The sequence below is a fragment of the Bosea sp. ANAM02 genome (assembly GCF_011764485.1).
Taxonomy (GTDB): Bacteria; Pseudomonadota; Alphaproteobacteria; order Rhizobiales; family Beijerinckiaceae; genus Allobosea.
The window spans coordinates 3,199,996-3,214,436 of sequence record NZ_AP022848.1 but is presented as its reverse complement, the minus strand read 5'-3'; the positions used below and the strand labels follow the sequence as shown (position 1 = coordinate 3,214,436).

General features: G+C 63.4%; 14 protein-coding genes and 1 pseudogene. 10 read left to right on the top strand and 5 right to left on the bottom strand.

Features of this window, described 5'->3' with window-relative positions:
• Window positions 1-113 precede the first annotated feature (113 nt).
• From OCUBac02_RS15375 to OCUBac02_RS15330, 10 genes and pseudogenes are all read left to right on the top strand, one after another.
• Window positions 114-470, top strand: a complete 357-nt coding sequence (locus OCUBac02_RS15375) for an ArsR/SmtB family transcription factor (protein ID WP_173046800.1) — start codon at window positions 114-116, stop codon at window positions 468-470.
• Complete coding sequence (locus tag OCUBac02_RS15370) at window positions 463-990, top strand: arsenate reductase ArsC (RefSeq protein ID WP_173046799.1); 528 nt, start codon at window positions 463-465, stop codon at window positions 988-990. The genes OCUBac02_RS15375 and OCUBac02_RS15370 overlap by 8 nt, the downstream gene beginning before the upstream one ends.
• A complete protein-coding gene (gene arsC, locus OCUBac02_RS15365) occupies window positions 990-1,415 on the top strand; it encodes an arsenate reductase (glutaredoxin) (RefSeq protein ID WP_173046798.1) in 426 nt (141 codons plus the stop codon). Before OCUBac02_RS15370 ends, arsC begins: the two co-directional genes overlap by 1 nt.
• 7 nt (window positions 1,416-1,422) lie before the next feature.
• Window positions 1,423-2,475 (top strand): ACR3 family arsenite efflux transporter, encoded by a 1,053-nt coding sequence (gene arsB / locus OCUBac02_RS15360; RefSeq protein WP_173046797.1) that lies wholly within the window; start codon window positions 1,423-1,425, stop codon window positions 2,473-2,475.
• 59 nt (window positions 2,476-2,534) lie between these two features.
• The gene (locus OCUBac02_RS15355; RefSeq protein WP_173043012.1) at window positions 2,535-2,852 is read left to right on the top strand and encodes an ArsR/SmtB family transcription factor; all 318 of its coding nucleotides are present in this window, start codon (window positions 2,535-2,537) and stop codon (window positions 2,850-2,852) included.
• A gap of 57 nt (window positions 2,853-2,909) precedes the next feature.
• The gene (locus OCUBac02_RS15350; RefSeq protein WP_173046796.1) at window positions 2,910-4,346 is read left to right on the top strand and encodes an FAD-dependent oxidoreductase; all 1,437 of its coding nucleotides are present in this window, start codon (window positions 2,910-2,912) and stop codon (window positions 4,344-4,346) included.
• Window positions 4,347-4,605: 259 nt separating this feature from the next.
• Window positions 4,606-5,120: pseudogene (locus OCUBac02_RS15345) on the top strand (transposase); the annotation flags it as partial.
• Window positions 5,121-5,227: 107 nt separating this feature from the next.
• Complete coding sequence (istA, locus tag OCUBac02_RS15340) at window positions 5,228-6,754, top strand: IS21 family transposase (protein WP_173043570.1); 1,527 nt, start codon at window positions 5,228-5,230, stop codon at window positions 6,752-6,754.
• A complete protein-coding gene (gene istB, locus OCUBac02_RS15335; protein ID WP_173043572.1) occupies window positions 6,736-7,464 on the top strand; it encodes an IS21-like element helper ATPase IstB in 729 nt (242 codons plus the stop codon). Before istA ends, istB begins: the two co-directional genes overlap by 19 nt.
• A 199-nt stretch (window positions 7,465-7,663) precedes the next feature.
• The gene (locus OCUBac02_RS15330) at window positions 7,664-9,097 is read left to right on the top strand and encodes a hypothetical protein (protein ID WP_173046795.1); all 1,434 of its coding nucleotides are present in this window, start codon (window positions 7,664-7,666) and stop codon (window positions 9,095-9,097) included.
• A gap of 226 nt (window positions 9,098-9,323) precedes the next feature.
• On the opposite strand, the gene OCUBac02_RS15325 is transcribed toward OCUBac02_RS15330, so the two are convergent.
• The 5 genes from OCUBac02_RS15325 to OCUBac02_RS15305 all read right to left on the bottom strand — a co-directional run bounded on the left by OCUBac02_RS15325 (window position 9,324) and on the right by OCUBac02_RS15305 (window position 14,422).
• Window positions 9,324-10,205 carry a nucleotidyl transferase AbiEii/AbiGii toxin family protein gene (locus OCUBac02_RS15325; RefSeq protein ID WP_173046794.1) on the bottom strand — a complete coding sequence of 294 codons (882 nt, stop codon included), beginning with the start codon at window positions 10,203-10,205 and terminating at the stop codon, window positions 9,324-9,326.
• Window positions 10,171-11,130: a hypothetical protein gene (locus OCUBac02_RS15320; RefSeq protein WP_173046793.1), complete on the bottom strand. Its 960-nt coding sequence runs from the start codon at window positions 11,128-11,130 to the stop codon at window positions 10,171-10,173. Before OCUBac02_RS15320 ends, OCUBac02_RS15325 begins: the two co-directional genes overlap by 35 nt.
• Before the next feature lie 504 nt (window positions 11,131-11,634).
• Window positions 11,635-13,089: an argonaute/piwi family protein gene (locus OCUBac02_RS15315; protein WP_173046791.1), complete on the bottom strand. Its 1,455-nt coding sequence runs from the start codon at window positions 13,087-13,089 to the stop codon at window positions 11,635-11,637.
• A complete protein-coding gene (locus tag OCUBac02_RS15310) occupies window positions 13,086-13,751 on the bottom strand; it encodes a hypothetical protein (protein WP_173046789.1) in 666 nt (221 codons plus the stop codon). Before OCUBac02_RS15310 ends, OCUBac02_RS15315 begins: the two co-directional genes overlap by 4 nt.
• Window positions 13,703-14,422, bottom strand: a complete 720-nt coding sequence (locus tag OCUBac02_RS15305; RefSeq protein WP_173046787.1) for a DUF4365 domain-containing protein — start codon at window positions 14,420-14,422, stop codon at window positions 13,703-13,705. Before OCUBac02_RS15305 ends, OCUBac02_RS15310 begins: the two co-directional genes overlap by 49 nt.
• Window positions 14,423-14,441: the final 19 nt, after the last annotated feature.

The window sequence follows — 14,441 nt, the reverse complement described above, 5'->3', positions numbered from 1 at the left end:
CGGGACCGCGCTCGGCGACGCCATCCTTGGCCCGTGAACCGTCGTTCGGGTCGTACACCCGATTCAGCGGATGTGGCTTGCCTTCGGGCGATTATGTCGATAAGTCTCGACATATGGAAAATGAACCTATCATTCTCGCCTTGGCGGCGCTGGCGCAGAGCACCCGCCTCGACGTCTTCCGCCTGCTGGTGAGCGCGGAGCCGGAAGGGCTGCCTGCCGGCGAGGTCGCCCGTCGTCTCGACGTTCCCCACAACACCATGTCGTCCCATCTGAGCATCCTCAGCCGGGCCGGGCTCGTTCGTTCGGAGCGCATCAGCCGCTCGATCGTATATCGCGCTGACCTCGACGCGCTTCGATCGACCATCGCCTTCCTGCTCAAGGATTGCTGCGGCGGCCGTCCGGAGATCTGCGGGCCCCTGCTGGTTGAGCTCACGCCCTGTTGCCCACCGAAGGTCACGACCGATGCCTGACCGCATCCACAACGTGCTGTTCCTCTGCACCCATAATTCCGCTCGCTCGATCATGGCCGAGGCCTTGCTCAACCATCTCGGGGAAGGGCGCTTTCGGGCCTTCTCCGCTGGCAGCGAGGGCGGTCCCGGGCCGAAGCCGATGGCGCTCAAGGTGCTGGATGCCGAAGGCATCCCGACCGAGGGCCTCTCGTCGAAGACCTGGGAGATCTTCGCGGAACCGGGCGCTCCTGTCATGGATCTCGTGATCACCGTCTGCGACCAGGCGGCGGGCGAGGCCTGCCTGCTTTGGCCGGGCCAGCCGATCACGGCGCACTGGGGCATCGAGGACCCCTCCAACGTCCAGGGCAGCGAGATCGAGCGCGAGCGGGCCTTCGTGACGGCGCTGCGCTATCTCAGGAACCGGATCAATGTTCTCCTGTCGCTGCCCGTGGCCAGCCTCGACGAGATGGCCTTGGCGCAGCAGGTCCGGCGGATCGGTGCGCTCGAAGGGGCGAGCGGTCACCGCCCGAAGGTGGCGTGATGGACGTCGTCATCTATCACAACCCGACCTGCGGGACGTCCCGGAACACGCTTGGCCTGATCCGCAACGCCGGCGTCGAGCCGCATATCATCGAATACCTGAAGACACCGCCGAGCCGGGCGCTGCTGAAACAGCTTCTGGAGCGCGCCGGGCTGACCGCCCGGGACATCCTGCGCGCGAAGGGCACGCCCTTCGCCGAACTCGGCCTCGGCGACCCGGGCCTTTCCGACGATGCCCTGCTCGATGCGATCGAGGCTCACCCCGTGCTGATGAACCGGCCGCTGGTCGTTTCACCCAAGGGCGTGAAGCTGTGCCGGCCGTCAGAGGCCGTTCTTCCCCTGCTGCCGCCGCAGCACGGCGAATTCCGCAAGGAGGATGGCGAGCTCGTCGTCGATGCCTCCGGTCGCCCCGTCGCACTCGGCTGAGGTCACCATGTCCACCTTCGAACGCTACCTCAGTGTCTGGGTCGCGCTGTGCATCGTGGTCGGGATTGCTCTCGGCCATGTCATGCCGGGCGCCTTCCAGGCTGTCGGCTCGGCCGAGATCGCCAAGGTCAATCTTCCCGTCGCGGTCCTGATCTGGCTGATGGTCATCCCGATGCTGCTGAAGATCGACTTCGCGGCGCTCGGTCAGGTCGGCAGGTATTGTCGCGGGATCGGCGTCACCCTTTTCATCAACTGGGCGGTGAAGCCGTTCTCGATGGCGGCGCTGGGCTGGCTCTTCATCGCCTGGCTGTTCCGGCCCTGGCTCCCGGCCGACCAGATCAACAGCTACATTGCCGGGCTCATCATCCTGGCGGCGGCGCCCTGCACGGCGATGGTCTTCGTCTGGTCGAACCTGACGAAGGGCGAGCCGCATTTCACGCTCAGCCAGGTCGCGCTGAACGACGCGATCATGGTCGTCGCCTTCGCCCCGATTGTCGGCCTGCTGCTCGGCCTGTCCGCGATCACCGTGCCGTGGGGCACGCTGGTCCTCTCGGTCGTCCTCTACATCGTCATTCCCGTGATCGTCGCGCAGCTCGTCCGCGGCAGCGTTCTGGCGAAAGGCGGACCGGCTGCGCTCGACAGGCTGCTTGGTCGCCTGGGGCCGGTTTCGCTCGTGTCCCTGCTCGCCACCCTCGTCCTGCTCTTCGGCTTCCAGGGCGAGCAGATCCTGGCCCAGCCGATGGTGATCGCGCTCTTGGCAGTGCCGATCCTGATCCAGGTCTACCTCAACGCCGGACTGGCCTACCTGCTGAACCGGGTCGCCGGCGAGCAGCATTGCGTCGCGGGGCCGTCCGCCCTGATCGGCGCCTCGAACTTCTTCGAGCTCGCCGTCGCCGCGGCGATCAGCCTGTTCGGCTTCAACTCCGGAGCCGCGCTTGCCACGGTCGTCGGCGTCCTCATCGAGGTTCCGGTCATGCTGACTGTGGTCTGGATCGTGAACCGATCGAAGGGTTGGTACGAGCGCGGCGACAGCGTGCGGAAGGTACAGGCAGCGGAGTAATTCGACAATCATGGAAGTAGAGCTTGACGGAGCAATCCCGTCCGTGCCTACTTATTTCCATGAATGTCGAAGAAGCAGCGAAGCAGCTCGAAGCGCTCGGTAATCCGACGCGCCTCCAGCTCTATCGAACACTGGTTCGCGCGGGTCATGGTGGCCTCCCTGTCAATCAGGTGCAGGAACGCTTGGGGATCCCGGCCTCGACCCTGTCTCACCACCTTCAGCGGCTGATCCGGAACGGTCTCGTTACGCAGGAGCGACAGGCCACCACCCTGATCTGCCGCGCGGTCTATCCGGCCATGGATGCCCTTCTCGGCTTCCTCGCCGACGAATGCTGCATCGAGGAAGGCTGCTCGGAGGCTTCCGGTAAGGCCGCCTGAGCGGCTTTTCATTTGCCGCTTAATTCCATGTTTCTAGCAGGATTGGAGGATATCCGGATGAAGGAGCTTCCCGTCGTCGTCATCGGGGCCGGACCGATCGGACTCGCGGCCGCAGCGAATCTCGTCACGCGAGGTATCCCGGTGAAGGTACTCGAGGCGGGTGACGCGGCCGGCGCCAACATCCGGGAATGGGGGCACGTCCGACTGTTCTCGCCGTGGGAGTTCAATGTCGACCCGGCCAGCCGGGCCTTGCTTGAGGCGGCCGGTTGGCAGGAGCCCGAAGCCGGGAGCTATCCCACCGGTAACGAGCTTGTCGAAGCATACCTGGCGCCCTTGGCTGTAACGAAGGAACTAGCCTCCGTCATTGAATACGGGGTCCGCGTTGCCGCGATCAGCCGCCATGGCATCGACAAGGTGGTGAGCAGGGACCGCGAGCTGCGCCCGTTCCAGTTGACCGTCGTCGGTCGCGACCGCGCGGTGAGCCGCGTCCAGGCCCGGGCGGTGATCGACGCTTCCGGAACATGGAGGACCCCGAACCCGGTGAGCGCCAGCGGCGTGCGTGCGGACGGCGAGGAAACGCTGACCGATCGGATCGCTTATGGCATCCCCGATGTCCTCGGCCGTGACCGAGCCAACTATCTCGGCCGGACGACGCTGGTGGTCGGTGCCGGGCATTCCGCCGCGAACGTGCTGCTCGATCTCGATGAGCTTTCGGCTCGGGACGGCGCGACCAAGGCGATCTGGGTCACGCGCGGCCGGGATCTCTCCCGTGTCTATGGCGGGGGCTCGAACGACCAGCTCGCCGCCCGAGGAGACCTCGGGCAGCGCCTGCGCCGTCTCGTCGCGGAAGGTCGCGTCGAATTGGTCTCCGGCTTCGCCATCACGGGTCTTCGCCAGGAAGGGGCGTGCATCGTCGCACATGGCGAGGTCGACGGTGTCGGCAGAACCATCGGACCGATCGATCGCGTCGTCGCCTGCACGGGACAGCGGCCCGATCTTTCATTAACCCGGGAACTGCGCGTCGAATTCGATCCTTGGCTGGAAAGCGCGCGGGCGCTCGGGCCCATGATCGATCCGAACCTCCATTCCTGCGGATCCGTTCCGCCGCACGGGCACCGCGAACTCTCCCATCCGGAACCAGGGTTCTACATCGTCGGGATCAAGAGCTACGGGCGCGCACCCACCTTCCTGATGATGACGGGCTTCGAGCAGGTCCGGTCGGTCGTGGCGGCGATCGCCGGCGATCTGGCAGAGGCTGACGATGTCAGGCTCGTCTTGCCGGAAACGGGCGTATGCACCGCAGCGCCGGCGGCAGCCGGAGGATGCTGCGGAGGTCCCGCACCGGCTGAAGTGGATGCCTGTTGCGCCGATGACGCCGCGGCGAAGGCCGACGGCAAGGCCGGGTGCGGCTGTGGTCCCGCCAAGGCACCCGAACCCGCGCAGGCGAGTTCAGGCACTCGCTGTCGTGATGTCGTTGTAGAGCGCGCGGGGTAGTCCCTGAGTGCGTCGAATTTCTTGACGCCATCGGGTGGATTGATCTGCTGCAAGGCTTGCAGGACTGCCGACTTCCCGGCCTCGTTTGGGCCGACCATGATGGTCTTGCCAGGCTCGACCTTGAAGAAGCCAGTGTCGCGCACGCTGCGATAATTCTGAACGCGGGCTCTAACGAGATGCATCGGCAAGCCTTCTCTTTGGCCTGCTGCCGGTTTCGTGGACACCGAGATTGGGTGTTTCATGAACCGGGAGGTGGGGTATGCGGCGACGACAGTTTGGGCGTGAGTTCAAGATCGAGGCGGTCCGCCTGATCAAGGAGCGCGGAGTGAGCGTGGCGCAGGCGTCTCGGGATTTGGATGTCCACGAGAACCAGTTGCGCAAATGGGTGAAGCTCTTTTCGGCCGATCCTGCGCAGGCCTTTCCCGGCCACGGTCAGATGAAGCCGGAGCAGCTTGAGATCGAGAAGCTGCGGCGGGAGGTGGCCAGGCTCAAGGCGGAGCGCGACATCCTAAAAAAGGCCGCAGCCTACTTCGCGAAGGACGTGACATGAGGTTCACGTTCATTGCGAAGCACCGGGGGATCTGGCCGGTGGCTTGGCTTTGCGAAGCGCTGGATGTGTCGCGCTCGGGCTTCCATGCCTGGCTCAACCGGTCGCCGAGCCGGCGGGCACGCGACGATGAGGAGATCGGCAACAGGGTCCGGGCAAGCTTCCTTGGTTCGGATCGGACCTATGGTGCGAGGCGTGTCTGGCGGGACGTCCTGGCGGAAGGTGTGAGATCGCCTGCAATGTTGGCCCCGTGAGGGGCGGTTATCGCTTTGAAGGTTAGCCCCCCTGTTATCGGCTGCGGCTGATCCTTCCGTCTTTTCGGAAGGGTCCGGGGATGACGGGTGTGGAGACGATCGGTCGGATCCGGTTCGAGCATTTCCAGAACGGCAAGGGGATCAAGCGGATCGCGCGGGAACTCGGCCTCGCGCGCGACACGGTTCGCAAAGTGCTCCGCTCCGGCGCGACCGAGTTCATCTACAAGCGCGAGGTCCAGCCGCGGCGGAAGCTTGGAGCCTGGGTCGATACGCTGACGGCGATCCTCGAGGCCGAAGACCGGCTGCCGCGGCGCGAGCGACGCTCAACGATCCGGCTGTTCGAGGAGCTGCGCGGGCGCGGCTACGACGGAGCCCATGACAGCGTCCATCGGTTCGTGAAGGCCTGGCGTGCCGATCGCGCCCGGCTGCCGGCGCAGGCCTTCATTCCGCTGCGCTTCGATCCCGGCGAGGCCTATCAGTTTGACTGGAGCCACGAGGCGATCGAACTCCACGGGCTGCCCGTGGTGGTGAAGGTCGCCCAGATGCGACTGGCCTATAGCCGGATGCCGATCGTGCGCGCCTATTTCCGCGAGACGCAGGAGATGGTCTTCGACGCGCATGACAAGGCCTTCGCCTTCTATGGCGGGGTCTGTCGGCGCGGCATCTACGACAACATGAAGACCGCGGTGGAGACCGTCTTCGTCGGCCGCGCCCGGGAGTACAACCGGCGCTTCCTTCAGCTCTGCTCGCATCACCTCGTCGAGCCGGTGGCCTGCACGCCGGCGGCCGGCTGGGAGAAGGGCCAGGTCGAGAACCAGGTCGGCACGATCCGCGATTTGCTGTTCCGCCCGCGACCGAAGGTGAAGACGCTCGACGAGTTGAACGCCTGGCTCGCCGACCAATGTGTCGCCTACGCTCGGCGGGCCAAGCATCCCGAGTTCCGCGATCGGTCTGTCATTGAGGTCTTCGAGGAGGAGAAGGCGCGGCTGATGCCGTATCTGGGCCCCTTCGCCGGCTTCGTCGAGAAGCCGATGCGGGCGACCACGACCTGCCTGATCACGCATGATCGCAACAAGTACAGCGTCGATGCCCGAGCCGCCGGCCGCGCCGTGCTAGTGCGCGCCTATGCCGACCGGATCGTTGTGTTGCTCGATGGCGAGACGGTCGCCGACCATCCCCGCAGCTTCAAGCGCGATCAGGTCGTCTATGATCCCTGGCACTATCTGCCGGTGCTGATGCGCAAGCCGGGTGCTCTACGCAATGGCGCGCCGTTCAAGGACTGGGATTTGCCGGCGCCGCTCACCGTGGTGCGTGAGAAGCTGCGGCGTCATGTCGATGGTGACCGTCAGTTTGTGAAGATCCTCGGCCGCGTCCCCGAGGACGGCATTGCCGCTGTGGCGGAGGCCTGCACCGAGGCGCTCGCGGCCGGCATCGCCAGCGGCGACGTCGTCATCGCGATCCTGGCGCGCCGTCGCCAGCCGCCTGTTCCAGCCAGCATCACCACACCCAACGCCCTCAGGCTCAAGACCGAGCCGGTCGCCGACTGCGCCCGATACGACAACCTGCGCAAGAGAAGGGAAGCCTCGCCATGGAACGCCACCAACTGATCGAGGCGATGACCAGCCTCAAGCTCTACGGCATGCGCGCCAGCTTCGACGAGATCGCCGGCAAAGGCCTGAACCGCCGCGAGGAGATCTATCCCCTGCTGGCGAGCCTGATCCGCGCGGAGCTGACCCATCGCCAGTCGCGTTCAATCAACTATCGCATCAGCGGCGCCAGATTCCCGGTTCTGAAGGATCTCGATGCCTTCATCTTCGACGACACGCCGGTGGACGAGGGACACATCCGCGAGCTCGCCACCGGCGAGTTCATCGACGCCAGGCGCAATCTCATCCTGATCGGCGGCACCGGAACGGGAAAGACCCATCTCGCCATCGCGATCGCCGCCGCCGTCATCCGGGCGCGCGCCCGCGGCCGCTTCTTCAACCTCGTCGACCTGGTCAATCAGCTCGAACAGGAGAAGGCCGCCGGCAAGAGCGGACGCATCGTCGAAGCCCTGCTGCGCCAGGATCTCGTCGTCATCGACGAGCTCGGCTATCTGCCCTTCAGTCAGGCCGGCGCGCAGTTGCTCTTCCACCTGATCAGCAAGCTCTACGAGAACACCTCGATCATCATCACCACCAATCTCGCCTTCGCCGACTGGCCCCAGATTTTCACCGACGCCAAGATGACGACTGCGATGTTGGATCGGCTCACGCATCACTGCGACATCATTGAGACCGGCAACGAGAGTTGGCGCTTCAAGAACCGCGCCTGAACGCTCCCGAGACCTTCGCGAGCTGGACGCCGAAATCGCCCCGGCCCAGCAACCCTGACCAGCTCAGCCGGGGCGATCCCGGCACGTCCGACCAGGCTTGCAGGGGGGCTAGCCTTCAATGCGATAAGGGGGCTGCCCTTCAACGCGATTTGACACGTACGCCCCCCTCGAGGAATTGAGGGAGCTCCTGACGCGTCTCGTGAACGTCGAGGAGGCGATGGACGAAGCGCTTTTCGAACTTGGCCTCGACGCTCTTCGTGCTGGCATGGAGGCAACGACTCCGGAAGCCGCCCTATCGGCATTTCGTCAGGCGCAACTCTTCTTCGAGCGCGCGGAACAGGCGTCCGAGAGCCGCATCGATGCCAAGCTCTACAGAAGCTGCCTCGACGTGCTGGTCGATTTCCACACTGGTCAGGATGGCGATCTGGCCACCTACGTCGATGCGATCCAGCATGCCGCGTTCGAGTACACGGCCCATCTGATGCGATCAGATCGCGATGCGGAGACGGGCTCATGGCTGTCGATCAAGGACAGTGAGCGCGTCCACTGGTCGTCGCTCGCGCTGCGGCTTGAAAGCTTGGTGAGCAAGCTGTCCCGCTCCGCCTGGATCAGCATTGCTGCCACCTTGGAGGACGAGCTCCTTTCGATCTACACCGCCAGTCGGAGCATGTTTCGACGGAACACCGCTGGCGGCCTCGAGGAGTTGCTACGGCCGCGGATCCTCGGCAGCATGCAGAAGGAGCTCCGCTCTCTCGATATTCTGGAACTATGGATCGCCGAGAATTGGTCGTCTGACTTGCTGCCGGATGCAGACGCGCTCCGAGAGCTGGTCACTCGCGCCCGAGAAGACCTCGTTTCACACCGCCCTTCGGGGGCGGTGGTCGGCAGCTCACCGACCGCCGCCATCATTGAGCGCCTTCCGGCGAGCGAGCAGGCGACGATCGTTGCGCGGATCGAGGCGGACGCCCTATCGATCTTGAATGAGACAGCATCCCGGAGCTGCATTGAGGTTCTGGAGGCCGCAACCGCCGGGCTCATGGAGAATGGCGACTACGCAAAGCACGAGGACGCTCGGAGATTCTTTGACGTAGTCCTACTGCATACGACCCGCTTCCTCGTCGCGCGTCACGATTTAAGTGTCGCGACCTTTCCCTTGGTTGCCTACCTGTTCAACCGCAGCACAGATAACCCTCCGCTGGAAGCGGATCTCCAGCACGACTTCATCAATTTCCTCATGGGCTCGGCGCTTGCGCAGATCTGCATCCCAGAAGCGAGGGATTTGGGCGGAGGGCGGGTCGATGTCCTGTTCACGTTCCGGTGGATGAAAACCACGGCCGAGCTCAAACGATCGTTCTCCAAACGGTCATCGGATCAGCTCGTCGACGAGTACGGACCCCAAGCGATCGCTTATCAGAGCACCAATGTCAGCTTTGCCATTCTGATGGTGCTCGAACTTTTCGACAGGAAGGGCGCCCAGCCCGACATCCGGGATCAGATCTCAGTTCACCATCGAACCGTGGCGGACAGTTCGATCGAGAAGACGGTCGTGCTGTTCCGCGTCCAGGGCAAGCGTCACACGCCGTCCGACCTGGGCAAGTCGGCTTTGACGGCGCCCAGATCGAGAAGCGCTTAACCAAAAGCGGTTCTGGAGCAGCTTGTCGCGCGACGAGCACGAACGTGGGCATTTTGCCAGTGCGGCAGCCCAATAGCCTTTTCACCTTCGACTCGAATCTCGCCCCGAGGTGACGGCCTATAGCCGGATGCTGTCGGCGTCGGTGGGGTCCTGCTCGCACCCGGAATCGCAGAACAGAATGAAGGAGGAAATGATCTTCTGCAAAATCTCTGTAAGCGATGCCCCGCTACTCCCAAGGCAAGGAGCGATAAAACGCTTGCACAATGGCATACATCTTATCGAAATCCGGCAATCTGCCGATTTCAACCTCCAACGTATGCCAATTTGCTTGCGCCAGCCGCTTGATCTCTGGGTTTTCGAAGGTGTCCCGGTCAACGACTACATCGCGGGCTTTGGCCTTCTCCATCAAGGCATCCAGCACTCGCGTCCTGGCTGCATCATCAAGCGAGACGTGCTCGATCAGCCAAGCGATATCGTAGACGTCCTGACGTCGCTGGCGTTTCCGGATCACCTGTTGGACCAGGGCCCGCAGCTTCTCCGCGATCAGCTCCTCAAGGCTGTAGGCGTGCACGGTCCCCTCGGTGTGCCCCACTTCCAGGACTTGCACATTGATCACCGGCTCCTTGAAGGAGATATCGATCCCTAGGACCTCCGTCGCCTGGCCCTTGTCGAACCATTTTTCGGTGCCGGTGCCCTTCTCCGCGATGCCGACGGTCATTTGCAGGGCTGAGCCTCGGGCGGTCTCAAAGGTCTTGCCCGGTTCGCGCGAGATCCTCTGAACCCGCATGAGCAAGTCGAGGTAGCCGAGATCCACTGCGGCCGACGCCATCGCCTGGTCGAGCTTATCCCGGATCTCGGTCGCAAAGGGTTCGGGCGCGACCCCGGCCGTGAAATCGACGTCGCCGGTCTGGCGGCTGCTGCCATAGACCGCGGACATCAGGATGCCGCCCTTTAGATAGAGGGCATCGCGCAGCTCCGGCGTGCGGGAGACCGCGTGCAGGAGGATATGAGTCACCTGACGCTGGCGATGTCGCACGGGATCGGCCGAGACGGCATCGACCCAGGCATCAAGATCAACGGGTGCTGGGGAGGAATTCGGATTCGACATTCACGGAGAGCATCCACTTCTCCGAGAAGATTGCCAAGTAGGGGGCGCTGGAATCGAGTTTGCGGGAGCCCCCTCGTTGGGCAAATTTTTGCCAGGCGTCGATCCGGGGATCGCTGGCGCCCGCCAGGGCTTCCAAGAGATACCCCGCTCGCACCTTGATGATGCTCTGGTCGTGGCCGTCGACCGCCTTGATGACCTCGTTCAGATAGGTCTTGGCTTCGGCAGCCCACACCTCAAGGACATGATTGATGCCGCCGCAAAGCTCTGGCCGGTCGATCATCTGGACGAACACCTCGCCGATCGCAGGTATCCGGGCGAAGGACCCTCGGATCGGCCTCAGCTCGGTCGGATGCTTGGTCGTGTGTCGGTCGACCGGCCGCCCGCGCAGTTGTTCGGGCAGCTCGATCTTCTCCAGCGGAATGCGGGTCGGTGCGCCCCCTAAATAACCGTCATCGACCTTCGACCCCGCGTAGTCCGTCGCGATTTTCGCATCGCGAAGCTCGCGCCACAACTTCACCTCCGGGCTCGAAATGACCAACCCAGCGGGGCTGCGATTGGTCAATCCGTATCGCTGCATGGCGGAGAGATGGGATAGGTAGCAGAAGGGATCGACCAGTGCGCTGATCTCCTCCGCACTGGCATCCGGCACATCGGCGATACGCAGCACCTTATAATGCTGACCACCCGCGCTGGGATCGCGCGGCTCTCCGTCGTTGACGCCTGGATAGAAGTCTTCGTCGGGCCGGGCGTACCGGTTTTTCAGCAGGGAGCGGATGCGGCCCCGCAGTACGTCTCTGTTCGCTGTGGTGGAGCTTTTCGTAGCCCGGATCGGCACATTGCCAAGGGCTCTATCTTGCACCAACTGCCGCAACATTAGGAATAAGGCATATTCCGTGACAACGGGCCGCCGCTCTGCGACAAGCATCTTCCTCAGTGCAGCATCAATTCCAATCACGTGTGCCTACCGGTAATGTCCTAAGGACATTACCGGTAGGCACACTGGATGTCAATTTTCATTCTGCCGATCAAATGTCTCTGAAATTACGATAGAATCTGATTTTCTTCACTCGCCAATATGAAATGTCCTAAGGACATTTCATATTGGCGAGTTGGCTTTAAGAAAGTAGCGTCGTCAAGCCTCCATGTCAAGAGCATAAATGATTGGGGGCATCAGTTCCGAGGCAGCAAGCGACCGATCATGGAGCTAAGCTTAGGGATATTTGATTCATCCGGGCAGATCTTATAACCGGCAGGAAAATGAAGGGACTTCCACCGGACGGCCTGAAACCGGACGCCGCGGATGTCGGGAATGGGCCAACTCTGGCTGGTCGGCACCGAGGGGTTGTGGTCGCTGGATCCCCGGGATCGGAAAATCCATCCAATCTTAGACTTGGCAGTTGCCATTCTAGCGGTGTGACCGCGACGGCGCTCAAATGAAGTGCCGGTAGTCGCTCTGTACGTCGAAGCCCTGCGGAATGTGCTTCAGAATGCGCCCCACTCGCCGTGCAGCCTGCAGCGTGATCGGCGACGCGCCGTCAAACTGGGTCGAATTCCAGTTCATCTTCGTGAGAGCCAGCGTCTCTGCGGCGATATCACGGTTAGTCGAATCTTGGCGGTGCGGGCGGATTATCAGCGGCCGCGGCACGCGCATGCCCGGATAGGTTTTGAAGAAGGGCACGCTCCCCCGGGTGTACAACATGCTCTCCCGGCCGAGATCGACGAGGCTGCCCCGAAGCGGTGGATAGTCCCCCTCACGCATGATCATCAGCGGCGAGTTCTCGTAAATCCAGACGAAGTCTCGCATGTCGATGCTGGCCTCCTCGATGGCCGCTTCGAAACCATCGACCTCTTCGGCATGGAAGCGAGCGGTCTTGAAAAGGATGAGCCGCGCCGGGAAATGGCGGTGGTGCCGACGGTAAGCGTCCAGCGCGCGACGGAGGAGATCGTAGGCGTCCGCTCGGGTCAGATAGGGATGACGCTCGTTGCGCTCGGTGCGGGCCCGCCCGCCCTTGAGGATCAGTCCCTTGCCGCGCTCGTCGAACATTTGCGCGGAACTGGTCAGGAGGTGCTGACCAGTCTCGTCGCGATAGAAGCTGATCCCGCAATAGCTCGTCTTCAGGCTGTCCTCAGGCGTCGCCAAGCGCCAGGGCACGCGGCCGGCCTTGTAGAAGAGGGCGTTGAACAGGTTCCACGCTCGCGTCGCCGGATCCTGATTGCGGCGGACACGGCCATTAAGCTTGCGGTTGATCTTCTGATTGTCGTCCCAAGTTGTCGGCCAAATGATCTGGGTCGGGCTGCGCAAGTGGACGGTGCGTGCCTTGAGCAAGTCGCGAAAGTCGAGGGGCTGGCCGGCGGGGACGTTCTCGGGCAGCGGCTCGTCGTCGCCGTCCGACATGACGGTGTCGTTGACGACGCGCTCGATCAGCTCGGTCGGCAAGGCGCAGACCACGGCGTCGGGACGGGCCGAGCTCTCGTGGATCGCAACCGCATGTTCTACGAACAACTCAACCGCGGCCCGCACCGCCGCGTTATCATCGCGCTCCTTGAGAACTCGCTCAATGTCGCGACGGGGCAGAACCGCTCTGCCGCCCGCCTCGACCTCGAAAGTGCATTGGAACGGGTTGGCATTCCCGAGACCCGGGAAATGGGGCCGAAGGTTAGCGAGCCGCCCTGCCGGCGCCTCGATCCCTGCGCGGCACCGCTCCGCGAAACGTTCGAAGCCGTCCACCGTCTCGGCTGTGCCGATCACGGCGAGCCGGACGTTGTCGCCGGTGCCGGGCTGGAGCGGTCCGAATTCCATAAGACCCATGCGTGGGTCGATGGCGCGGCCGCCGCCGCCGAACTCCAGCATCGGCTCATCGAACACATCCAAGGGGAAGGTCACACCGAAAGCTCCTCCTGGTCGGTCGAGGCTGAGGCCGGGTCACGGACGCGCCACTGCCGTTCGGGCACGCTTCGCGGGGATTGGATCGCATCGACTGGGCAGAGGCGGATCGAACCCTGTTCCGAGGGCAGGGGCGTCCCGAAGAGGTCGATGGCGGGCTCGATGCTTTCCCCGCAGAGGAAGCGACGCCACATCACGAACTGGCCCAGGATCGCCTGATTCTTTTCGAGCTTCTTCTTCTTGGTCAGTCGGTCGGCCGCGTATCGATCCGGACGCACGCCGTCGCGTGTGAACACGAAGGTCGGCGTGACCGAGAGATACCAGTTGTCGCCCAGGCGCCAAAAGCGAGGCACGAAGGCGTGATGGCGGACGTAGTTGATCTTGGTGTCGTCCTTGGTGTTCTTGTAGACCTTGACCACCTCCGCCGAGGTCGCCTGCTTCAGGCTGCGATATGCGTAGGTGACGCCGATGCCTTCGGGCGCCGCTGGGAAGTGATAGGCGCCTTGGTCTTTGTCGAAGACAAGGCTGCTATCGAGCTGCGTCCGGAGGGCCCGTCCCAGCAGGCCGATGAACTGATGCTCGTCCGCCTCGTCATCCGGGAAAGCGATGGCGTCTATACGCTCCTCTTCGACGGTGTCGATGTCGACGATGTTCTTGAGCACCGTGGCGCGCGGATCGGCGAAGGAGATAAGGGTCCCGCACGCAGCACCCATTCATCCGGAGGGTTCGGGTGATGCCTGAGCAGTTCCGCGCGCGCCTCCCGCCCGCTCCGAACCGTGGAGGCGGCCGTGTAGATCGTACTCGGCAAGTCGATACGGAGCAGGTTCACGTGCAACGGCTCGCCACTCTTGAGCGGCGGCATCCAGACGCCGAACCGGTCGGTGTCGACTGCAAGGGCGGCTAGATCCCCGACCGCGGACGAGTCGAAAACGTCTGCGGACTTGTCGATGCGGAGCCGGCGCCCGTCTGGTGCTTCCCCGTCCCGTGTAGCCTTCCAGAACATGCTATCGTCGCTAAGACGGACGAGCACAACGATCACCGGTATCGTCCACTCGCGCCAGTAGACGACATCCTCGGGGTCGCAGAGATATTCGAGGCTCGACCCGGTTTCGCGCGTGTAGTCGCCGGATTGGGTAGTTTTGATCTGGACCGCGATGAGCTTGCCGGTGGCGGCCTTGGAGACTGGGTCCCGAATCTCCAAGGTGCCATCGACACCGGCCTCCATGGTGTCGGACGGGTTGAAGGCGAAGCCCATCGCATGGAGGCGCGCCTTGACCAAGGCTTCGCCTTGACGGCCGATCAGTTGCTGGTCGCTGTAGAGCTTCCTGGCCATCAACGTCTCCCAGAGTTTG

What these genes read in the sequence shown, in the direction of transcription:
- OCUBac02_RS15305 (WP_173046787.1), bottom strand. Translation starts at nt 14,422, where the DNA reads ATGGCCAGGAAGCTCTACAGCGACCAGCAACTGATCGGCCGTCAAGGC.
- arsB (WP_173046797.1), top strand. Translation starts at nt 1,423, where the DNA reads ATGTCCACCTTCGAACGCTACCTCAGTGTCTGGGTCGCGCTGTGCATC.
- arsC (WP_173046798.1), top strand. Translation starts at nt 990, where the DNA reads ATGGACGTCGTCATCTATCACAACCCGACCTGCGGGACGTCCCGGAAC.
- istA (WP_173043570.1), top strand. Translation starts at nt 5,228, where the DNA reads ATGACGGGTGTGGAGACGATCGGTCGGATCCGGTTCGAGCATTTCCAG.
- OCUBac02_RS15325 (WP_173046794.1), bottom strand. Translation starts at nt 10,205, where the DNA reads ATGTCGAATCCGAATTCCTCCCCAGCACCCGTTGATCTTGATGCCTGG.
- istB (WP_173043572.1), top strand. Translation starts at nt 6,736, where the DNA reads ATGGAACGCCACCAACTGATCGAGGCGATGACCAGCCTCAAGCTCTAC.
- OCUBac02_RS15370 (WP_173046799.1), top strand. Translation starts at nt 463, where the DNA reads ATGCCTGACCGCATCCACAACGTGCTGTTCCTCTGCACCCATAATTCC.
- OCUBac02_RS15355 (WP_173043012.1), top strand. Translation starts at nt 2,535, where the DNA reads ATGAATGTCGAAGAAGCAGCGAAGCAGCTCGAAGCGCTCGGTAATCCG.
- OCUBac02_RS15350 (WP_173046796.1), top strand. Translation starts at nt 2,910, where the DNA reads ATGAAGGAGCTTCCCGTCGTCGTCATCGGGGCCGGACCGATCGGACTC.
- OCUBac02_RS15320 (WP_173046793.1), bottom strand. Translation starts at nt 11,130, where the DNA reads ATGCTTGTCGCAGAGCGGCGGCCCGTTGTCACGGAATATGCCTTATTC.
- OCUBac02_RS15375 (WP_173046800.1), top strand. Translation starts at nt 114, where the DNA reads ATGGAAAATGAACCTATCATTCTCGCCTTGGCGGCGCTGGCGCAGAGC.